Origin of the sequence: Leptospira vanthielii serovar Holland str. Waz Holland = ATCC 700522 (genome assembly GCF_000332455.1) — a bacterium.
GTDB classification, from domain to species: Bacteria; Spirochaetota; Leptospiria; order Leptospirales; family Leptospiraceae; genus Leptospira_A; species Leptospira_A vanthielii.
Genome location: NZ_AOGY02000077.1, coordinates 75,633 through 92,802, shown reverse-complemented (window position 1 = coordinate 92,802; position 17,170 = coordinate 75,633). Strand labels below are relative to the sequence as shown.

The 17,170-nt window shown below is 39.1% G+C and carries 16 protein-coding genes and 1 tRNA gene; 6 read left to right on the top strand and 11 right to left on the bottom strand.

What is annotated here, in order from left to right; translation table 11 throughout:
- Positions 1-2 precede the first annotated feature (2 nt).
- From glmS to rpsT, 4 genes are all read right to left on the bottom strand, one after another.
- Positions 3-1,838, bottom strand: coding sequence for a glutamine--fructose-6-phosphate transaminase (isomerizing) (gene glmS, locus LEP1GSC199_RS19290; protein WP_002990719.1), 1,836 nt, complete (start codon positions 1,836-1,838; stop codon positions 3-5).
- A complete protein-coding gene (gene glmM / locus LEP1GSC199_RS19285) occupies positions 1,823-3,199 on the bottom strand; it encodes a phosphoglucosamine mutase (protein ID WP_039927476.1) in 1,377 nt (458 codons plus the stop codon). The genes glmS and glmM overlap by 16 nt, the downstream gene beginning before the upstream one ends.
- A gap of 104 nt (positions 3,200-3,303) precedes the next feature.
- Positions 3,304-3,376: transfer RNA gene (locus LEP1GSC199_RS19280), tRNA-Val, on the bottom strand.
- Between the two features lie 103 nt (positions 3,377-3,479).
- Positions 3,480-3,755: a 30S ribosomal protein S20 gene (gene rpsT, locus LEP1GSC199_RS19275; RefSeq protein ID WP_039927474.1), complete on the bottom strand. Its 276-nt coding sequence runs from the start codon at positions 3,753-3,755 to the stop codon at positions 3,480-3,482.
- A 122-nt stretch (positions 3,756-3,877) separates the two neighbouring features.
- Here rpsT and LEP1GSC199_RS19270 point away from each other — a divergent pair, with 122 nt between their 5' ends.
- Genes LEP1GSC199_RS19270 through LEP1GSC199_RS19255 form a run of 4 tightly spaced genes read left to right on the top strand, consistent with a single transcriptional unit; the run spans position 3,878 to position 7,622 of the window.
- Positions 3,878-4,162, top strand: a complete 285-nt coding sequence (locus tag LEP1GSC199_RS19270; protein ID WP_002990793.1) for a hypothetical protein — start codon at positions 3,878-3,880, stop codon at positions 4,160-4,162.
- Positions 4,159-5,286: an LIC_10450 family protein gene (locus LEP1GSC199_RS19265; protein ID WP_002990680.1), complete on the top strand. Its 1,128-nt coding sequence runs from the start codon at positions 4,159-4,161 to the stop codon at positions 5,284-5,286. Before LEP1GSC199_RS19270 ends, LEP1GSC199_RS19265 begins: the two co-directional genes overlap by 4 nt.
- Positions 5,283-6,077 carry a hypothetical protein gene (locus LEP1GSC199_RS19260; RefSeq protein ID WP_002990596.1) on the top strand — a complete coding sequence of 265 codons (795 nt, stop codon included), beginning with the start codon at positions 5,283-5,285 and terminating at the stop codon, positions 6,075-6,077. Before LEP1GSC199_RS19265 ends, LEP1GSC199_RS19260 begins: the two co-directional genes overlap by 4 nt.
- Positions 6,078-6,092: 15 nt before the next feature.
- Positions 6,093-7,622: a thiolase C-terminal domain-containing protein gene (locus tag LEP1GSC199_RS19255; RefSeq protein ID WP_002990610.1), complete on the top strand. Its 1,530-nt coding sequence runs from the start codon at positions 6,093-6,095 to the stop codon at positions 7,620-7,622.
- Here the strand turns inward: LEP1GSC199_RS19255 and pheS are convergent.
- Genes pheS through LEP1GSC199_RS19220 form a run of 7 tightly spaced genes read right to left on the bottom strand, consistent with a single transcriptional unit; the run spans position 7,619 to position 15,250 of the window.
- The gene (pheS, locus tag LEP1GSC199_RS19250) at positions 7,619-8,644 is read right to left on the bottom strand and encodes a phenylalanine--tRNA ligase subunit alpha (RefSeq protein ID WP_002990785.1); all 1,026 of its coding nucleotides are present in this window, start codon (positions 8,642-8,644) and stop codon (positions 7,619-7,621) included. The two genes, LEP1GSC199_RS19255 and pheS, sit on opposite strands and share 4 nt — an antisense overlap.
- Positions 8,641-10,035, bottom strand: coding sequence for a UDP-N-acetylmuramate--L-alanine ligase (locus LEP1GSC199_RS19245; protein WP_002990887.1), 1,395 nt, complete (start codon positions 10,033-10,035; stop codon positions 8,641-8,643). Before LEP1GSC199_RS19245 ends, pheS begins: the two co-directional genes overlap by 4 nt.
- Positions 10,032-10,646 carry a hypothetical protein gene (locus LEP1GSC199_RS19240; protein ID WP_002990828.1) on the bottom strand — a complete coding sequence of 205 codons (615 nt, stop codon included), beginning with the start codon at positions 10,644-10,646 and terminating at the stop codon, positions 10,032-10,034. Before LEP1GSC199_RS19240 ends, LEP1GSC199_RS19245 begins: the two co-directional genes overlap by 4 nt.
- Position 10,647: 1 nt before the next feature.
- A complete protein-coding gene (locus LEP1GSC199_RS19235; RefSeq protein ID WP_002991008.1) occupies positions 10,648-11,721 on the bottom strand; it encodes a hypothetical protein in 1,074 nt (357 codons plus the stop codon).
- Positions 11,718-13,589 (bottom strand): motility-associated ABC transporter substrate-binding family protein, encoded by a 1,872-nt coding sequence (locus LEP1GSC199_RS19230; RefSeq protein ID WP_002990788.1) that lies wholly within the window; start codon positions 13,587-13,589, stop codon positions 11,718-11,720. The genes LEP1GSC199_RS19235 and LEP1GSC199_RS19230 overlap by 4 nt, the downstream gene beginning before the upstream one ends.
- A 3-nt stretch (positions 13,590-13,592) precedes the next feature.
- Positions 13,593-14,324, bottom strand: coding sequence for an ABC transporter permease (locus tag LEP1GSC199_RS19225; protein ID WP_002971699.1), 732 nt, complete (start codon positions 14,322-14,324; stop codon positions 13,593-13,595).
- Positions 14,321-15,250, bottom strand: coding sequence for an ABC transporter ATP-binding protein (locus LEP1GSC199_RS19220; protein WP_002990650.1), 930 nt, complete (start codon positions 15,248-15,250; stop codon positions 14,321-14,323). The genes LEP1GSC199_RS19225 and LEP1GSC199_RS19220 overlap by 4 nt, the downstream gene beginning before the upstream one ends.
- Positions 15,251-15,282: 32 nt before the next feature.
- Here LEP1GSC199_RS19220 and LEP1GSC199_RS19215 point away from each other — a divergent pair, with 32 nt between their 5' ends.
- Both LEP1GSC199_RS19215 and LEP1GSC199_RS19210 read left to right on the top strand, forming a co-directional pair.
- A complete protein-coding gene (locus LEP1GSC199_RS19215; RefSeq protein WP_002990845.1) occupies positions 15,283-16,794 on the top strand; it encodes a PAS domain-containing sensor histidine kinase in 1,512 nt (503 codons plus the stop codon).
- Positions 16,791-17,147, top strand: coding sequence for a response regulator (locus LEP1GSC199_RS19210; protein ID WP_002990662.1), 357 nt, complete (start codon positions 16,791-16,793; stop codon positions 17,145-17,147). Before LEP1GSC199_RS19215 ends, LEP1GSC199_RS19210 begins: the two co-directional genes overlap by 4 nt.
- The last annotated feature ends 23 nt before the right edge of the window (positions 17,148-17,170 follow it).

The following is a 17,170-nucleotide window of genomic DNA, read 5'->3' as shown; positions in this document are numbered from 1 at the left end:
GTTTACTCCACGGTTACAGATTTCGCTAAATTCCTAGGTTGGTCCACATTACATCCCCTAAGGATTGCTATGTGGTAGGACAAAAGTTGCAAAGGAATCACTGCTAGTAGTGGAACAAGTGCATCTGCCGTTTTTGGAATTTCAAATGTAAAATCAGCCATTGACTTTATATCTGTATCGCCTTCTGTTACGATTGCAATCACCTTTCCCTTCCTAGCTTTCACCTCTTGGATATTGGAAATGACTTTTTCATAAGAACCATCTTTTGTTGCGATAAACACGACAGGCATATCTTCATCGATAAGAGCAATCGGTCCATGTTTCATTTCTGCTGCCGGATATCCTTCCGCGTGGATATAAGAAATTTCTTTTAACTTCAAAGCTCCTTCCAAGGCCACAGGAAAATTGAATCCACGTCCCAAATAAAGGAAGTTAGATGCCCGATAAAAATTTTCTGCAATGTTACGGATATCATCATCTTTCGTTAAAATTTTTGCTACTTTATCGGGAATGGAATCCAATTCCAAAAGAAGTGTTTGGTAATCTGATAAAGATATAGAACCTTTTTTGAGTCCCAAATACAGAGCCATCATAGTAAGGATACTGACTTGTGAAGTAAAAGCTTTTGTTGATGCCACACCAATCTCAGGACCCGCATGCAAGTAAGCACCAGCGTGGGAAGCACGTGCGATAGACGAACCTACAACATTACAAACACCAAAAATCAGAGCACCTTTGGACTTTGCAAGTTCAATGGCAGCAAGTGTGTCGGCAGTTTCTCCTGATTGAGATACAGCAATGATCACATCTCTTTCAGTCACAATCGGATTGCGATAACGAAACTCGGAGGCATACTCAACTTCCGTAGGAATCCTTGCAAGGTCTTCAAATAAGTATTCACCTATAAGGCCTGCATGCCAAGAAGTCCCACAACCCACAAGGATCAAACGATCCGCATTTAAAAAACGATTTAGATATTGGTCAATCCCACTTAAAAATAAATGGTGTTCCCTGGAAACCAAACGACCGCGCATCGCATCCCGAACAGACTTTGGTTGTTCAAAGATTTCTTTTAACATAAAGTGTGGATACCCACCCTTTTCGATGTCTTCTAAATCCAATTCTAGTTTCTGAATGAATGGAGTTTTAGTAACATTTTGCAAGTTTTTCACGACAAGACTTCCGTCTTTGATGATAGCCATCTCTTGGTCATTGAGGTAAGTTACATTGTTCGTATACTCAATGATAGGTGTTGCGTCAGATGCCACAAAGTATTCATCTTCACCAATCCCGATCACAAGGGGAGATCCCTTTCTTGCAGCGATCATCATCCTTTCATTATCTTTCGATAGGATCACAACCGCATAAGCACCCACAACTTCATTTAATGCGAGACGAACTGCTTCTTCAATAGAACAATTGTTTTGTTTTTTAATCTCTTCAATAAGATGGATGAGAACTTCAGAATCGGTATCCGATTTGAATTTATGACCACTCGCTTCTAATTCTTTTTTGATGGTACCGTAGTTTTCAATGATTCCATTATGAATGATTGCGAGTTTTCCATCTGAACTTGTATGTGGGTGGGCATTGCGGTCATTGGGTTCTCCATGAGTGGCCCAACGTGTGTGACCAATTCCAAGTGTAGCTAACAATTTACGATCACCGATTTCATTTTCTAAATCGACAACCTTACCCTTCTTTTTGACAATCTCCAATCCACCGTTTAACAAGGCTACACCGGCACTATCATATCCACGATACTCAAGACGTTTCAGTCCTTTGATGATGAGAGGCAGTGCCTCTCTTTTTCCTAAATAACCTACGATTCCACACATAAATTTACCCTCTTTAAGGTAGTTTCCAAATCGGATTTGGATTTTGTTTCAGTAATGACACGAAAGATTGGTTCTGTATTTGAAGGGCGTATATGGATCCAAGAATCCGACACATACATCCAAAGTCCGTCTTTCTCTGAAATGACTTTCGGAGAAAATTCTGACTTAAATTTTTCATAAAGACTTTCTAAAGACATTCCCTTTGCCAAAGGAAAGGACTGTTTGTCCATATAAAGTGAAGGGAGTTCATCCAATAGGGTATCAATTGATTTTCCCGTTTCTGCCATCAAATTTAGAATATGAGCGATACCGGACAAAGTGTCCCGACCATATGACGGAATGTTTGGATCAATCACACCACCATTCCCTTCTCCACCAAACACCGCTTTGGTTTTCAACATCTCTTCTACCACATTGGCTTCACCCACTTTGCTACGAATGACTTCGGCACCAAACCTTGAACCTACCTCTTCGTTTAAAAACGATGTAGAAAGGTTTACAACTACCTTTGCTTTTTTCTTTGCAGAGGACAAAACGTTCGTGAGAGCTAAAGGTAATGTATACTCTTCAGAAACAGCACCTCGTTTGGGTGAAAAAAGAACGAGTCTATCCGCATCGGGATCCAAAGCAAAACCAATGTCTGCTTTGGATTTTTTAAAATAAGGTTCCACTGATTTTAAAGCAGCGGCAGTTGGTTCGGGAGGTCTTGGAAAAGTTCCATTTGGATTGCAGTTATGTGCCACTACCGTGCAACCTAACATTTGTAAAAACCTAGGAACCACATAAGAACCGGCGCCACCAACGGCATCCACAAACACTCTGAATTTTTTCTTTTTGATTTTGGCGACATTCACACGTTTCAAAACAGAGGATAAATGGAGATCAATATAATCTTCACCAGAATCAATATACCCTTTGGGAGAAATTTGTTCTTTAGGATAAGATCCGTTTTGAATGATAGAAAGAAGTTTCCTGTTTTCTTCGGCAGAGAAAAAAAATCCTTTTTTAGAAATGAATTTAAATGCGTTCCAATCCATAGGATTGTGAGAGGCGGAGATCATAATTCCACCATTGGCTTTGGAAAGATTCACAACCGCTTTAGTGGTTGGCGTAGGAACAAGGCCGAGTGTTAAAACAGAATTTCCAGAAGCTAACAATGCGGAGGTGAGAAGTGATTCTAAATACGGGCCACTTGGTCTTGAGTCTCGACCAATTACGGCCGTTCCTCCATTCATCATAGAAGCAAATGATTTTGAGAATGCCAATGCTTCGTCTAAACCAAACCCTTGTCCAATTTTACCCCGAACACCGGAAATCGAAATCATCAAGGAGGACAGATCATACTCTTTCGTAAATCGCATACAATACTGTCAAGGCTCGCGGATTCCCACTGCAAGTCTATCTTTTTGCTTTTTGGAATGTGTCAACGAAGTGGAATAAAAGTGAAGATAAAAGAAAAACGGTTTGGGCGATGACAGGATTGAACTGCCGACCCGCTGCTTGTAAGGCAGCTGCTCTCCCAGCTGAGCTAATCGCCCGTTGTAATGACCAGTGAACCGGAGTTGAGATTTTTGTAAATAAGATTTAGAAATAAAAAAGGCCACCGATGGTGGCCTCATTCCTTCTAGCTAAAAGCAAATGTTAGGCGGCTTTTGTCTCGATGGAGTTAATACGAAGTGCCATACGTGATTTTTTACGATCCGCATTTTTCTTATGAATCAGTTTTGTTTTTGCAGCTCTGTCCAACTTGGAAGCAAGTTTTGAGAATACAGTGAGTGCTTCTGGTTTGTCTCCAGCTTTAATTGCTTTGATGAGAAGGCGAGCATAAGTACGCAATTCAGTGCGATCCTCACCATTTCGTGCTTTTCTACGAGCAGTTCTACGAATGTCTTTTTTAGATGATTTTAAATTAGCCAAGGAATGTCCCCTACGAGGAATTTTTACTTATCTTTTGAGTACCACTCTGCCGGTCAAGGCGAAAGAGAAAAAAATGGGAACCAAATCCCTGGATCCAAGACCCAACTTCTTAGGAGAAACCCATGTTCCCCATTCTCATTTGGATCGATTCCGAACTCTATGAAATCCTAAAACAACGACATTTGGATCTTGGACTTGTCACAAAAATGGCTATATTATCCCTAAAAGTAGAAGGAATGGAACCTGGGACCTTTGAGAAACGCGAATCTGGCCATTACGAACGTATGGAACTCAGCAGATATGATTTTTTTACCTTAACCTTAATTTCTCGGGAGAAGGAAGTTGACCCGAACGTATTACTCTCATATGCTTTCACAGAAGCTTTGTTGGAAATTTTAAGACTGTGACTCCCGAAAAATCAAAATACCATTATATAAAAATTGAGTCTATTTCAGAAATTGATCCCATTAAATTATCAATTTCCCAAATCCAACAGAGATATATCGACAAGGATAATAACCGTTATGCGCTACGTTTTAACAAAGATACACGTAGAATTGAGATTTTAAAACTAGTCGGTAATCATTTTGAATTAGTTCCGCATTCTCAGACACATACAGTTGGGGAAGATTCAAAATCTTCACCGATTCAAACTTCACAAACTACTCCTCTCATTACACCTATCTCAGAAGACCTAAAATCCAATCCCATTTTAGGAAAGTTAGTTGGTGCCCTTGGAGCCAAACCCAATCCAACAGAAAAACCTTTGGAAATTCAAAATGAAAAATTGGGGCCAGCTCCAGAAGAAAATCTTATGCGAGAAGATGTAGATTTGAATATTTTTGAGGGAGAAGAACCTCCACCGGTTCAAGAAACACTCTCTCATGCAGGCCTACTGAACACTCCGGAATTACCTAGGCCCACAGAGACCGAAGAAAAAACAAATGCTGAACCTAACTTACAAGTGGGGGAAGAATCGAATGAAAAAACAGCCTTCCAACAGATAGAAGAATTTATCAAATTATTGACTACCTATAGGGAACGGGTCACTGCCATCATCCGCAATTTACAATCCTCAAGAATCTTCGAACTCACTGGTGATCCGTCGGAAAATAAAAATATTGTAGGGAATTTTGCTCGGGAAATGGATGCGCAAGTGTTTGAAGCCATCGACAAAATGGTAGACCTTCACAAAGAAATGACATCCTATCCTCGTCCTATTACGTATTATATTTCAAAAGCACCCGCAGAAAAAAGGGAAGAAATGAAATTGATTGAATCGGATAAGGAAAAATTAAACAGACTCCATCTGTTTGAAATGCAAAGACTTTCCGATATAATTGTTAAGGACTTCAAAAAACTGAGTTTGCAATTGTTGAATATTTTAAATCTGAAGAGTGACATTCAGGTAAAACAATTACAGTATGCAAACCAATTGATGTACGTAGACGCAAAAAACGCATCCCTTTATTTTGCGCAAGATTTGGATAAAACCATACTTGATATAGAACACTGGAAACTATCGAAATGAAAGAACTGTCGGAAGCAGAAACAAAAGCAATATTAGAAAAAATCAGAGCAGAATACCAAGAACACGGAAAGCTGAATCCCAAGGCCTTTGACCAAACAGGATTCGAACAAAGATATTTGCAAATACTCAAACTCCGTGGAAATATCACAAAATTTCTAACGGAAGAAGTAACATTCCTCGAACAATTAAAATCCAAATTCCAAGAACTTACTGCGAAAAAAGAAGCAGCCAAAGCACAAACTTTAAATCGCATTATGGATGAGTCCATTGAAAAGTTAGCCAATTATAAAAAGGTGGATTTCCATCCATTGGCAAAAGTAGAAACAAGATATTTTTATGGTGCTATGTTGGATTTTACAGAAACAGAACTTCCGGTTCTTATTTATATCTTCAAAGGAACACCAGAGTATTCTTTTTTACAAGATGCTGTTTTACAAGTAGAACGAATTGGAATGACAAGACGTGGCATTCCTTCTATGAAGATGCAAGAGTTTATCAAAACATTACTCGATGCCAATGGAAACAATATTGTGATCGAAAAAGCCTCTCAAAATCTTTTGAAAGATGGTTGTATTGCTCTAAGGAATATTACAGTGGCTGTCCAAGATTTGGTCAGTAAAAACAGGATCAATCCTGATTTGATTGTCCAAGTCAATGAAAAGGAATATCCGAACGCATTTACTTCCTTTGGCGGGAAAAAATTTGGAGAAAGCCTGACTCGAATCACTGAACGCTGCAAACAAATCATACAAGATTTTCGAATGAATGCGTTGATGAATATGGAAGGTTGATTCTAATTTGGCGGTATGGACCCAATTTTACTCGGTGTCAGCGACACCATTGAATCAGAATTTGATTCGGAAATTTATAAAAACCTTTCTCCTATAGAAAAATACCATTCTCTCCTTTTCCGTTCCGTAGATAAACTTTTTGGTTTTTTGGGAACGGACCGTTCTTTGATTGCACCCTACCTTACCGATTTTGTTTCTATCGAAGCCCAGTCTCTTGGTCGAGAAGGGTATGGATTCACTGTCAAAGATGCAAATGATATGGGTTTTGGTGGCCTTGCTTGTCACACTGTTGATTTAGGGGGAGCCAGTGTCGGTGGTGCGATTGGACAAGCCCATACGATTGTGAAAGCCAATCCTTATGCAGTGGTTCTTGTGGCCGCTGCCGATGTCCCGAAATCAGTATTCAAACAAATATCAGATTTAAAAAGACTTACTGCGACTGTTTGTCATAAAGATTGGGAAATGCCTTATGGGGCCACACTCATTGGTCTTTATTCTTTGTTATGTGAACGAATGATGTTTGATACTGGTGTTACCAGCGAAGATTTAGAAGAAATCACAAAACACTTTCGAAGTTTGGCAGAAAACAATCCCCGTGCCTTTCAATACCAAAAACCACTCACGGAAAAACAGTTAAAAAAACCTCTTTCTGGTGTTTATAGCACACCCATGATTGCGATTGTGACTGATCACGGATTTGCGACTCTCGTGACTTCTGAATTCATGAAACAGAAGTTAATCGATAACAAGATCATCAAAAAAGATTCCTCTCACATTTATCTAGTGGGTTCCGGCCAAAGTGCACATGCCGAATACTTTATCCAAAAAAAAGACTTAAAAAGCCCTGCTGCCCTTGCCTGTGAAAGAGCAGTTGCCTCCTCTGGTCTCAAACGATCGGACATTGAATACGCATGGATTTATGATTGTTTTACAGGAATGATCATCCATGAAGCGGGACTTTATTTTGGAGTATCGCCAAAAGATACAGCCACATCGCTACGCAAAGGCAAAATCTCCAATGGAGTTAGAGAGATTCCTATCAACTTGGGTGGGGGGATTTTGAACTACCAAGCAGCCATGGCTCTTTCTGGTGCCACCGGACTTGTGGACATAGCAAGCCAATATGGTTTGGCCGTAGATCCCATTCCAGAAAAAGTTCCCACTCCACCTAAGGTGAGTTTACTGGGAGGAAACGGTGGGATTGATAGCATCAACTCCGTGATTTTATTTGCGAAAGACAAACCCGAATCTGTGATCAGAGAACCTATGGGTTTACAACCATTGGAAGTGAATGTTCCAAGTCCCAAACCGGGAGAAAAGGCAACGATCCTTACTGCCAGTACCATCTATTTCAATCCTGGTGGAGAAAAAAAACCACCTTACCTAATTGTTTGTTCTAAAAAAGAAAATGGAGAGATGGTTCTCACCAATCTATTTGCTAAAGACAGAACTGAGATTGTATCCAAAGAGGGATTAGAACTTGGAAAATCAAAACTAGAGTTCCAAGAGAAGGATGGGAAGATACAAGGATTTTTACTGAGTTAAAACTGTTTTAAAAATCGTAAATTCCCTGATTGGAAATACCGAATGTCATGGATCCCGTAACGCATCATGACAAGCCGGTCCAGTCCAAGACCAAAAGCAAAACCCGTCCATTTTTTTGAATCAAGTCCAGCCGATTCTAATACGTTTGGATGTACGAGACCACAAGGTAATAATTCCAACCAACCTGAATGTTTGCAGACACTGCAACCATCCCCATTACAAACTAGACAGTTGATATCGAGTTCAAATCCAGGCTCTACAAAAGGAAAGTAACCGGGCCGTAGTCTTGTTTTGATTTCTTTACGAAACACACGAGAAAGTAGTGTCTCCATAGTATAAATCAAATGGGCCACAGAAATATTTTCTCCTACGACCATCCCTTCTACTTGGTAGAAAGTATTTTCATGAGAGGCGTCCACTTCTTCATAACGAAATACTCGACCTGGTGCAATGATACGAAACGGAGGTTTTAATTTGCGAAGAGCACGAACCTGAATGGCGGAAGTATGAGTTCGGAGTAAGTTTCCATCTTCAGTGTAAAAAGTATCTTGCATGTCACGTGCTGGATGGTCTTCGGTAAAATTTAGGGCACCGAAATTATTTTCATCGGTTTCGACTTCTGGACCATCCATTACAGAAAAACCCATGGAAGTAAAGATATCTTCAATTTCGTATTGGATTTGAGAAATGGGATGAAGGCTCCCTCTTTCTTTAGCCGCAAGTGGGCGCAAACTATCAAAAAATTCTTGGCCAAGTTCGTTTTCATAAAAACTTTCCTTGAGTGAAGAACGTTTGGTTTCTACAAAACTTTCCAACTTAGTCTGTGCTTCGTTTGCTTGTTTTCCGACTGTTTTTTTCTCTTCTACAGAAAGGGAAGCAAGACCTTTGAGTACTGAAGTGAGTTTTCCTTTTTTACCTAGAAACTGGTTTTTAAAAGAATCCAATTCTTGTTCAGAGGTCGCAGATGATAAAACAGACTCAGCCTCTTTGACTAATGATTCGATTTCTTGGGATAGGCTCATACAGTTTCTCGCAATTCGATTAAGGATTTTAATTCAGGATAAATTCCACCAAAGGCACCATTCGACATCGCAAGGAGGATGACTTTTTCTTTTTGGAATTTTGGTAGAATCTTTTTTAAGAGAGTAGGAATTTCTTTTGGATCTTTTGCATACAGAGCATCTTTCTTTGTATTTTTTGAAATATCCTTCACCAACTTTTTTACGTTCAGGCGTAGGGATTTGTTTACCTTGTCCACTTGATACACTTCGGTAACAATACTTACATCACTCCCTTTAAAACATTTAGCGAAATCTTCTTGGAATACATTTCTGTGCGAAGTGGCACTTCTTGGTTCAAAGAGAGAAATGATTTTATAACCAGGATAGGCTTCCTTATGGGCTTTGATGGTCTCTTGGATGGCAACAGGATGGTGGGCAAAGTCTTCGACAAGTAAACTATTCTCTGAGACAAAAAGATTTTCTTGTCTACGTTTGACGCCAGGAAAAGTAACAACGGCTTCTAAAATTTCTTTTCTTTTTTGAGGAGCAATTTCCAAACAAATTCGGACTGCCACTTCCACATTGCGATAGTTATGTGAACCAATGAGAGATGGTTTTAATTTTGCCTTAGTTCTAATTTCAGACAAAACACCTTTTTCGTATTTAAAAATGGAATTTTTATCCCCTAAATCAAAGGATTCTACAGGTGCGTGTTTGTAGTCTTTCGTAATCTCCACGAGATTTTTGGAACCCTTCCAGTAAAAAATTTTACCGCGTCCAGGAACCAAATTTAACAGGCGTTTGAACATGGTTTTGATCGCATTTAAATCGGCAAAAATATCAGCATGATCAAAGTCGAGAGCATTCATCGCCAAGTAGTATGGTCTGTAGTGCAAAAACTTGGAACTTTTATCAAAAAAAGCAGAATCGTATTCATCCCCTTCGATGACAAAATAATCCCCTTCGCCCAGTGCAAATCCAGGATATCCATCTTTTCGAATCCCACCCACAAAGAGGCCGGGTTTTAATCCAATGAATTCTAAAATCCAATGAGTTAAAAAAGTGGTAGTGGTTTTGCCGTGGGTTCCTGAAATCACGATTGGTTTTTTCCCTTTTAGAAAAAAAGTTCCAATCGCTTGTGCCATACTCATGTATTCCATTCCGGTATTCAGAACTTCTTCTACTTCAGGATTTCCGCGCGAGATCGCATTTCCAATGATGACTAAATCAGAACCTTTTACATTTTCCTTACGATAACCAGATTTAGGTGACAGGCCCCACTCCACCAATTTATCGGACATGGGTGGATACAGATTTTGATCCGATCCAGATACATCGTGGCCTAAAGTTTTCAACATATAAGCCAAATTGCCCATAGCAATCCCACCAATACCGACCATAAAGATTTTCAAAAGAGTACCGTCCTAACCAGGTTGTATACAAATAGAGGGACAGAAGTGAGAACTAAAAAAAACAAAACTACTTTCATAAGGAAAAACAAAAAATCAAACGAAGTCCATTCTCTTCTGTGAGATAAATAATAATATGCCAAATGTAATGAATAGAGAAACCCAACACCTAACATTGCCAAGGGGATAGGAGCCGGAAAAATCCAAAAGATTGACGTCGCTGTAAACGGCAGAAAGGAGATCATAAAGACATGCGGCTCAGGGCCTTCCCAATCTTTTGTTCGGTCACGCATTTGGTGGTACATCCGAAAACTATCAACAAGCCGGATGACAATATAAAACCCTAAGTAAAAAAAGAATAAAGTCCCCATCCCTTGGGTGTAGGTAAGCCTTGTTTCTTCATCTACGGTGGAAACTTTGAATAACAGGATTTGGATCAGGTTCCCAATAAATTTGGCAACGGGGGCAAGTAGGATGAGTTGGAGATGGGCCAACCATAAATCACGACCGCCCAAGTCCGTTTTATGAAAGTAGGATTCGAAGGCGGACATGGGGGAATAGAATAAATCTCGGATCATTTCCATCCGAGATGCGACTGTAGAAACTTTTTGCACCTTATTGGATTTTCTGGTTGGGACGCTCGTAACGGGAAGCATTTTTCACTTTCATGACCGCATTCACCAAATTTTGGAAGGTTTCTTCTTTGATCCAAGTGACAGTCTCGGAAAAATAAGGAACAAGTTCCCGACGAACCGGTCGCCATTTTCCCGAATCGGATTCCCACAATGGATAAAAAGAGAGGCGGTATTTGATTCCTCCCGATTGGAACACATCCAAAACAGCTTCTGGGTTTTGTGTGAGAGAAACTTCAGGAAACTGTGGCGCACCCACTTCATCTGAATAAAATTCTACTTTTAAACCTTTGACAACCGACTCCCATTGGTTTCCCACATCCGGAGGCAACACAATCCGTTCGCCTGTCGTGCGGCTCCAATCATTCACATAAACATTGTATTGGTTCTTTTTGGCACGGTTTTCTGCCTTTACTGTGACAATTTGGCCTGCAAAAGAAAGTTCTATTAAGTAACCATCGTTAAATGTTACATACATTTTTTCGCGGAAATTGGTAGAGGGTGTACGAAACTTTTCGATCAAATAGTTATAAGGAGCAATGATTTCCTCATGAACCAAAACGGACACACGGCCTTCATCAGATCCGATTTTTTTACCAAAAAACAATTGTTTGTCTTTAGAAAATTCAATCGTAGGTCCATTCTCTTCTGATAGAGATAAAGAGGGAGAATTCTCTCCTAAACAGTAGGACTTTTGAATGTTTTCTGTTGATCTTTCAATCAGTTTTGTTTTGAGAACACTCAGTTCCGAAAAACTATTTTTTACATTGTAATTGGCTTCATAAGAAACGGCCTTTCCATCTTTTGTAGAAGTCACCGTATACAATGGAGTTTGGTTCCAACCACGAGGAATCTTACGAAAAACCATAACCTCTTCTGCAAACTTTGGCTCCATTGTCCCACACCAATCGGCCTTAGGTGGAATGTACTGAATGGATTTCCAATCTTCTTTCCAATAATTCGTTTCTGAAATATTTTCAGGATGGTCTTCCATCCAATAAAAAAGTAAAAACAATCCAACAAAAGCAATAACAACTAAACTAATTTTCTGTTTCATACTTCAATCATGGAACTCTTTCTTCTGGAATAGACAAAGTAAGATCCCACTGCCAAAATGAATCCTGGAAATAAAAACACCCCAATCACCCATGCCATTAACTTTTGGTTGTCGGAAAGGGAGATGGTATCGAGTTCCTCTTTTTTCAAAGGAATTTCGGCAACAGCTACGTCTTGGAACAAACCAGTGATGGACACTGTCGAGAATTGTGAATTCATAGCGTACGGAATGAACTGATCTGTCACCCAAGAAGTTCCTGTGTGTAAAATGATTTTTCCTGCTTTGTCACTGGCGAGAGAGTTAGGTGTAAGCACAATAGAGAGAATTTTACTTTCTCTTTTTTCATTTGGATCCAATTTCCCATTTTTGTTCTCATCGGCATACGCTTCAAACCCAGACTCAAGTAGAGTTTCCGACTTAAAAGCATAAGGGGAAGGAATGGTGGTATCTGTTTCCAAATAACCGCTGTAAGGAAACAAAACCCCCATATCTTTTTTTTGAAGTAAGTCGGTGAGTCTGTGGTCTGGAAAACGTTTTGCAACAACAAATCCTGGTTTTTCTTCTCTTTCAATTAACTGCGAGGTTTTAAATTTAAGTCCTGCAGACGCAAGTAACCAAGCAAAATCTTCATTCCCTTTGGGTTCCATAGTGATGAGAAGTTTTCCATTTTTCTCCAAAACAAATTTTGTGAGTTCGTCTTTTGCTTCTTTAGAAAAGGGAACTGTTGGCCCAAGCACCACAAGCATTTCAGCATCTTCCGGTAATTTGGATGGCCAACCTTGTGCATATCCTAACTCAGCTACTTTAAAATTCAAAAACTGCAAAGAAGAAACAAATCGGTTTACTTGTTCATTCGGAAGAGCCTTAAAGGACATTCCATATCTTTCGCCATTGGAGACTGTAAAATAAACTTTTTTTTGTTCTGTGGTAACATTGAGAAGTGCACCCACTAACTTACGTTCCAGATCTTCCAAATCTTTAGGTTCTTTTGCAATGACTCTTTCTTCTGCGAAAGGAGTTCCAGAGGAAAGTAAGGATTGTTTCTTTGAACGAACAAAAATAGTTCCGTTCGAAACCTGTCCAAACTCTTTTAGCAAATCAACCTCCACATCCGCATTAATAAACTGGACGGTAATGTGTGAATTTTCTGCTTTGATTTGATCCAAAAGGATTTCAATATCGGGACGTACGCGTGTGAGTGCAAACGCTGCCAGTTTATCACCGTTCGCTGGCCCATCGGCTTCCAGAGGACGCGGATAAAACGCAGTGATAGTAACATCTTTTGTGATTGGTTTGATTAGGTTTCTAGAAATTTGGGAAAGGGAAAATTTACCCTGGCTACTCAAATCAAAGTTATAATTTCGTTTGATCGCAAAATAATTAACTGCTACCAAAATCGGCAAAACAAACAAAAACCCCAAAACAGCATTTTGTAAAAGAGAACTTTTGGATTTTGCTAAATTACTCTGCGCTTCCAAAGAAGATTTTCCAATCTCTAGTAAAATGATTTGGAGTAAAAAGACGATGGATAAGAGAACCACACAAAGTAGTAGAAACTCTCGCACTTTGGGGATCGCACTGACTTCTTCGTTGATTCCTGCTACCGGTTTCAAATCCAGAAAATCACGTAAAACTGATAATAAAAAAGCACCAATCCCAAAAGCGGCAGCAACATAGCGGTTTTGGTCTTCTTTTCTTAATCCTTTGGAAAAGGCACGAACAATGGTATCTGATGCTAAAAATAAAAAGACCACACCAAAAAAGAGAATTCTTTTTTTAGGATCTACGACCATCCCATCAAACAAGAAATAGGCGAAAAGTGAAAGTAAACTAATAAATGGTAAAACTCTATCTGCGGTTAAAAACATGGTCTATCCCCTCCATCTCCTGGATTCCAAGACCTTTACGGTAAGATATAAGAACAAAAATGTTCCGCTAAGGAAAAATACAATTCCAGTCAATGGAACCACACCCTTTGCAAAAGCAGCAAAGTGAGAAAATATATGTAAGTGAAAGAGAACCTTTCTTGTGGTTGCTTGGAATAGATGCGAAAAATATCCAACTACCCAAAGTGTCAAAATGATAAGGACTGATATCAAAAGAGATATCATCTGATTTTTTCCAAGACTGGATCCAAACATGCCAATCGTAAAGGTAAACACACCTAACAAAAACACTCCCACACTTCCTGAAGCTACCATATAAAACGGAGCCTTCCAAAAAGAATAAAGAAGTAAAGGAAACAATCCATTGATAAAGATGGTGATAATCCCGCAAACGGTGACACCAAATAGAAATTTACCAAATACAATTTCCAAATCGGTAATGGGAGATGTAAAAAGTAATTCCAAGGTTCCTTTGTTTCTTTCTTCCACAATCGATCCCATAGAAATGATGACCATTGCAATGAGAATAGTTGTCATAAAAGAAATGAAGGTGATGTAGGTTGCAATTTCATAATTGGCAGTACCATTAAAATTCAGAATCATCACGAAAAGTGCATTTAAAAATGCAGTTCCGCCGAGAACCAAAGGCCCCATATAAGTTCCAAAAAATAATCGTAATTCTTTTTTATAGATCCAAACAGCCGATTGCCAGTTCATATTTTCTCCATAAAAATCTGTTCTAAAGACACTTCTTGTTTTTTTAAAGATTCAATTTGGATTCCAAGAGCCAATGCTTTCGAAAACAAAGATTCTTTGAATTGTTTTTGATTTGTGGTTCGCACCAAAAATTGAATTTCTTCTTTATTGGTTCCGAGTTCCGTCACAGTATCACCATCACCTATCACTGATTTCACGAAGATGTGGAGATCATCTGCATTTTTCCCAGAAAGACCAACTTCCCATCCGGCAAGTCGATTCATTTCTTCCTCTAAACGAGACAAAGAAAATTCTTGTTTGAGGCTTCCCTTATGTAAAAATAAAAACTTATCACAAGTTTTATAAATCTCAGTTAGGATATGACTGGAAATAAGAACAGTATGATCTCCCGCCAAACTTCGAATTAAATTTCGTATTTCGACAATTTGTTTGGGGTCAAGTCCAGAAATCGGTTCGTCCATAATGACAATTTCTGGATCACCAAGGATTGCTTGTGCAATTCCCACACGTTTGCGAAAACCAAGAGATAAAGTTCCGATCAACTTATCTTTAACATTTGTAATGTTAGTTTTGGTTAAAACCTTTTCAATTTCGGAACCAAGTTTGGTATCCTCAATTTTTTTGATCCGACCCACAAAAGTAAGATACTCTGTGATTGTCATGTCTTCGTAGAGAGGTGGTGTCTCTGGTAGGTAACCTATTTTCTGTTTGGCTTCCATTGGAAAGTCAAAGATGGACTTTCCATCAATGGATGCATCACCCGCACTAGGAATCAAATACCCGGTAAGGATTCGAATGGTAGTGGTTTTCCCGGCGCCGTTAAGGCCCAAGAGACCGACGATTTCGCCCTTTTCTAATTTGAAATTAAGCCCTGAGATGGCTCGTTTTTCGCCGTAAAATTTTGATAAATTGCTGACTTGAATCATAACTCTGGTTTAGTTTTCGTATACCTGCACCTATGAATGAATTTCTGGAAAAAATCAAAAGCTTTTTCAAGGATGAAGACAGCTTTTTTGATGCAAAGCAACTTCTGCAACAGAATTGGCACAAATTTGTCCCCCAATACCTCGACAAAATCCTGGAATCTCGCTCCAATGCCGTCTTTGTCTTAGATAAGGATGGAAATTACACTTACGTAAATTCTTCCGCTGAAGCGATGGTGGAAAAGTCGGCAAAAGAGATGCTCGGGCAAAGCATTTGGAATTTGTTCCCGAACATTGATGCCACCGAATTTGGTAAAAAATTGGCCCATGCCATTAAAAATCAGGAAACATTCCGGTATGGAGAATTCTTTTTGGAATCCAAAGGATGGTTTGATACACAGGTTTTCCCTCAGGAAAACTTTACCATCATCATTGCGACAGAAGTCACCTCTGAAAAAAATGCCAAAGACAATTATAGCCAAGTTCTTATAAAAAACAAAGCTATATTAAATTCCCTTCCGGACAAATTGTACGGAATTCACAAAGATGGATCCGTTATTGATCATAAAGAATTTCCAGATTTTAAAGGTTGGGATTCTCACAATGAAGGAGATATCCGATTCACAAGAATTGAAAATCTATTTCCGACTAGAAAATTATCAGAAATTGAATCCATATTAGAACAAGTTTTAGAAATTGGGGATACAAAAACTTACGAGTATTCCATTGAAGATTATGATGGCGAAAAATACTTTGAAGCCCGGTTCACAAAAACTGGAGAGGAAGATGTTCTTGCCATTGTTCGAAATATCACTGAACGAAAAAAAGCCGAAGCCCTAAAAAACGAATTTATCAGTTTGGTAAGCCATGAATTGCGAACACCTCTGACTTCCATCAAAGGCTCTATTGATTTGTTACTCGCTGGAGTTGCAGGAGAACTTTCAAACCAAACCAAATCTTTACTTAACATTTGCCGTAAAAACACACAAAGACTCGTTCGTTTTGTCACAGACCTACTCGATATCGAAGCGTTGGATTCTGGAAATATCAATTTCAAATTTCGTACCTACCGGTTAGAAGAAATTTTGCAAGTTTCAGTAGATGGAATGAGAACCTTTGCCGAACAATACCATGTTCTATTGAACTATGATCATAACTTTCCTTCGACATCTGTTTATGTAGATGAGGACAGGTTGAATCATTGTATCACCAATCTTATCTCCAATGCAGTGAAATACACGCCTAAGTTTTCAGAAGTATACATCACTGTAGTTCCCAAGGACACTCACGCACATATATTGATTAAAGACAATGGTCCAGGAATTGATCCTAATTTTGCCCCTAGATTATTTCACCGGTTTGCCCAAGGAGCACCACCTAAGGATAAATTGGTGGGAGGTTCTGGACTGGGGTTATCCATCACAAAAGGTTTTGTCGAAGCAATGAAAGGAAAAATATTTTTTACTTCTGATGACAAGGGAACTGTTTTTACTATTGAATTTCCAATTGTAAAACCTGGATTTATTCCTTCTGGATCCAACCAATGACAGAACGTACATTAGAACATGTGTTAATCGTTGAAGACGAAGAAGATATTGTGGAAATACTTCGAATTGCCTTAGATTTCAACTCACCCTATCAGGTAAGTTTTGCAAAAACAGGCCCGGAAGGATTACAAAAAGCAATCATCTTACAACCCGACTTAATCTTGTTAGATGTATTGATGCCTGGAATGAATGGAATGGAGCTGATTGAGGAGTTAAAAATATTTCCAGAAACCAAAGAGATCCCTGTTGCCTTTATGACTTCTCGTGTTTTAAAAAATGAAATTTTGGAATACCAGAAAAGAGGAGGCATCGGTGTGATTGAAAAACCCTTTGCCCCCCCTGGAGATTGCTGAAAAAATCCAAACCCTTTGGGAAG

Excerpts from the sequence above, each read along its gene's own strand:
- glmS (WP_002990719.1), bottom strand. The coding sequence starts at position 1,838 with ATGTGTGGAATCGTAGGTTATTTAGGAAAAAGAGAGGCACTGCCTCTC.
- glmM (WP_039927476.1), bottom strand. The coding sequence starts at position 3,199 with ATGCGATTTACGAAAGAGTATGATCTGTCCTCCTTGATGATTTCGATT.
- LEP1GSC199_RS19270 (WP_002990793.1), top strand. The coding sequence starts at position 3,878 with ATGTTCCCCATTCTCATTTGGATCGATTCCGAACTCTATGAAATCCTA.
- LEP1GSC199_RS19260 (WP_002990596.1), top strand. The coding sequence starts at position 5,283 with ATGAAAGAACTGTCGGAAGCAGAAACAAAAGCAATATTAGAAAAAATC.
- LEP1GSC199_RS19255 (WP_002990610.1), top strand. The coding sequence starts at position 6,093 with ATGGACCCAATTTTACTCGGTGTCAGCGACACCATTGAATCAGAATTT.
- pheS (WP_002990785.1), bottom strand. The coding sequence starts at position 8,644 with ATGAGCCTATCCCAAGAAATCGAATCATTAGTCAAAGAGGCTGAGTCT.
- LEP1GSC199_RS19235 (WP_002991008.1), bottom strand. The coding sequence starts at position 11,721 with ATGAAACAGAAAATTAGTTTAGTTGTTATTGCTTTTGTTGGATTGTTT.
- LEP1GSC199_RS19230 (WP_002990788.1), bottom strand. The coding sequence starts at position 13,589 with ATGTTTTTAACCGCAGATAGAGTTTTACCATTTATTAGTTTACTTTCA.
- LEP1GSC199_RS19225 (WP_002971699.1), bottom strand. The coding sequence starts at position 14,324 with ATGAACTGGCAATCGGCTGTTTGGATCTATAAAAAAGAATTACGATTA.
- LEP1GSC199_RS19220 (WP_002990650.1), bottom strand. The coding sequence starts at position 15,250 with ATGATTCAAGTCAGCAATTTATCAAAATTTTACGGCGAAAAACGAGCC.
- LEP1GSC199_RS19215 (WP_002990845.1), top strand. The coding sequence starts at position 15,283 with ATGAATGAATTTCTGGAAAAAATCAAAAGCTTTTTCAAGGATGAAGAC.
- LEP1GSC199_RS19210 (WP_002990662.1), top strand. The coding sequence starts at position 16,791 with ATGACAGAACGTACATTAGAACATGTGTTAATCGTTGAAGACGAAGAA.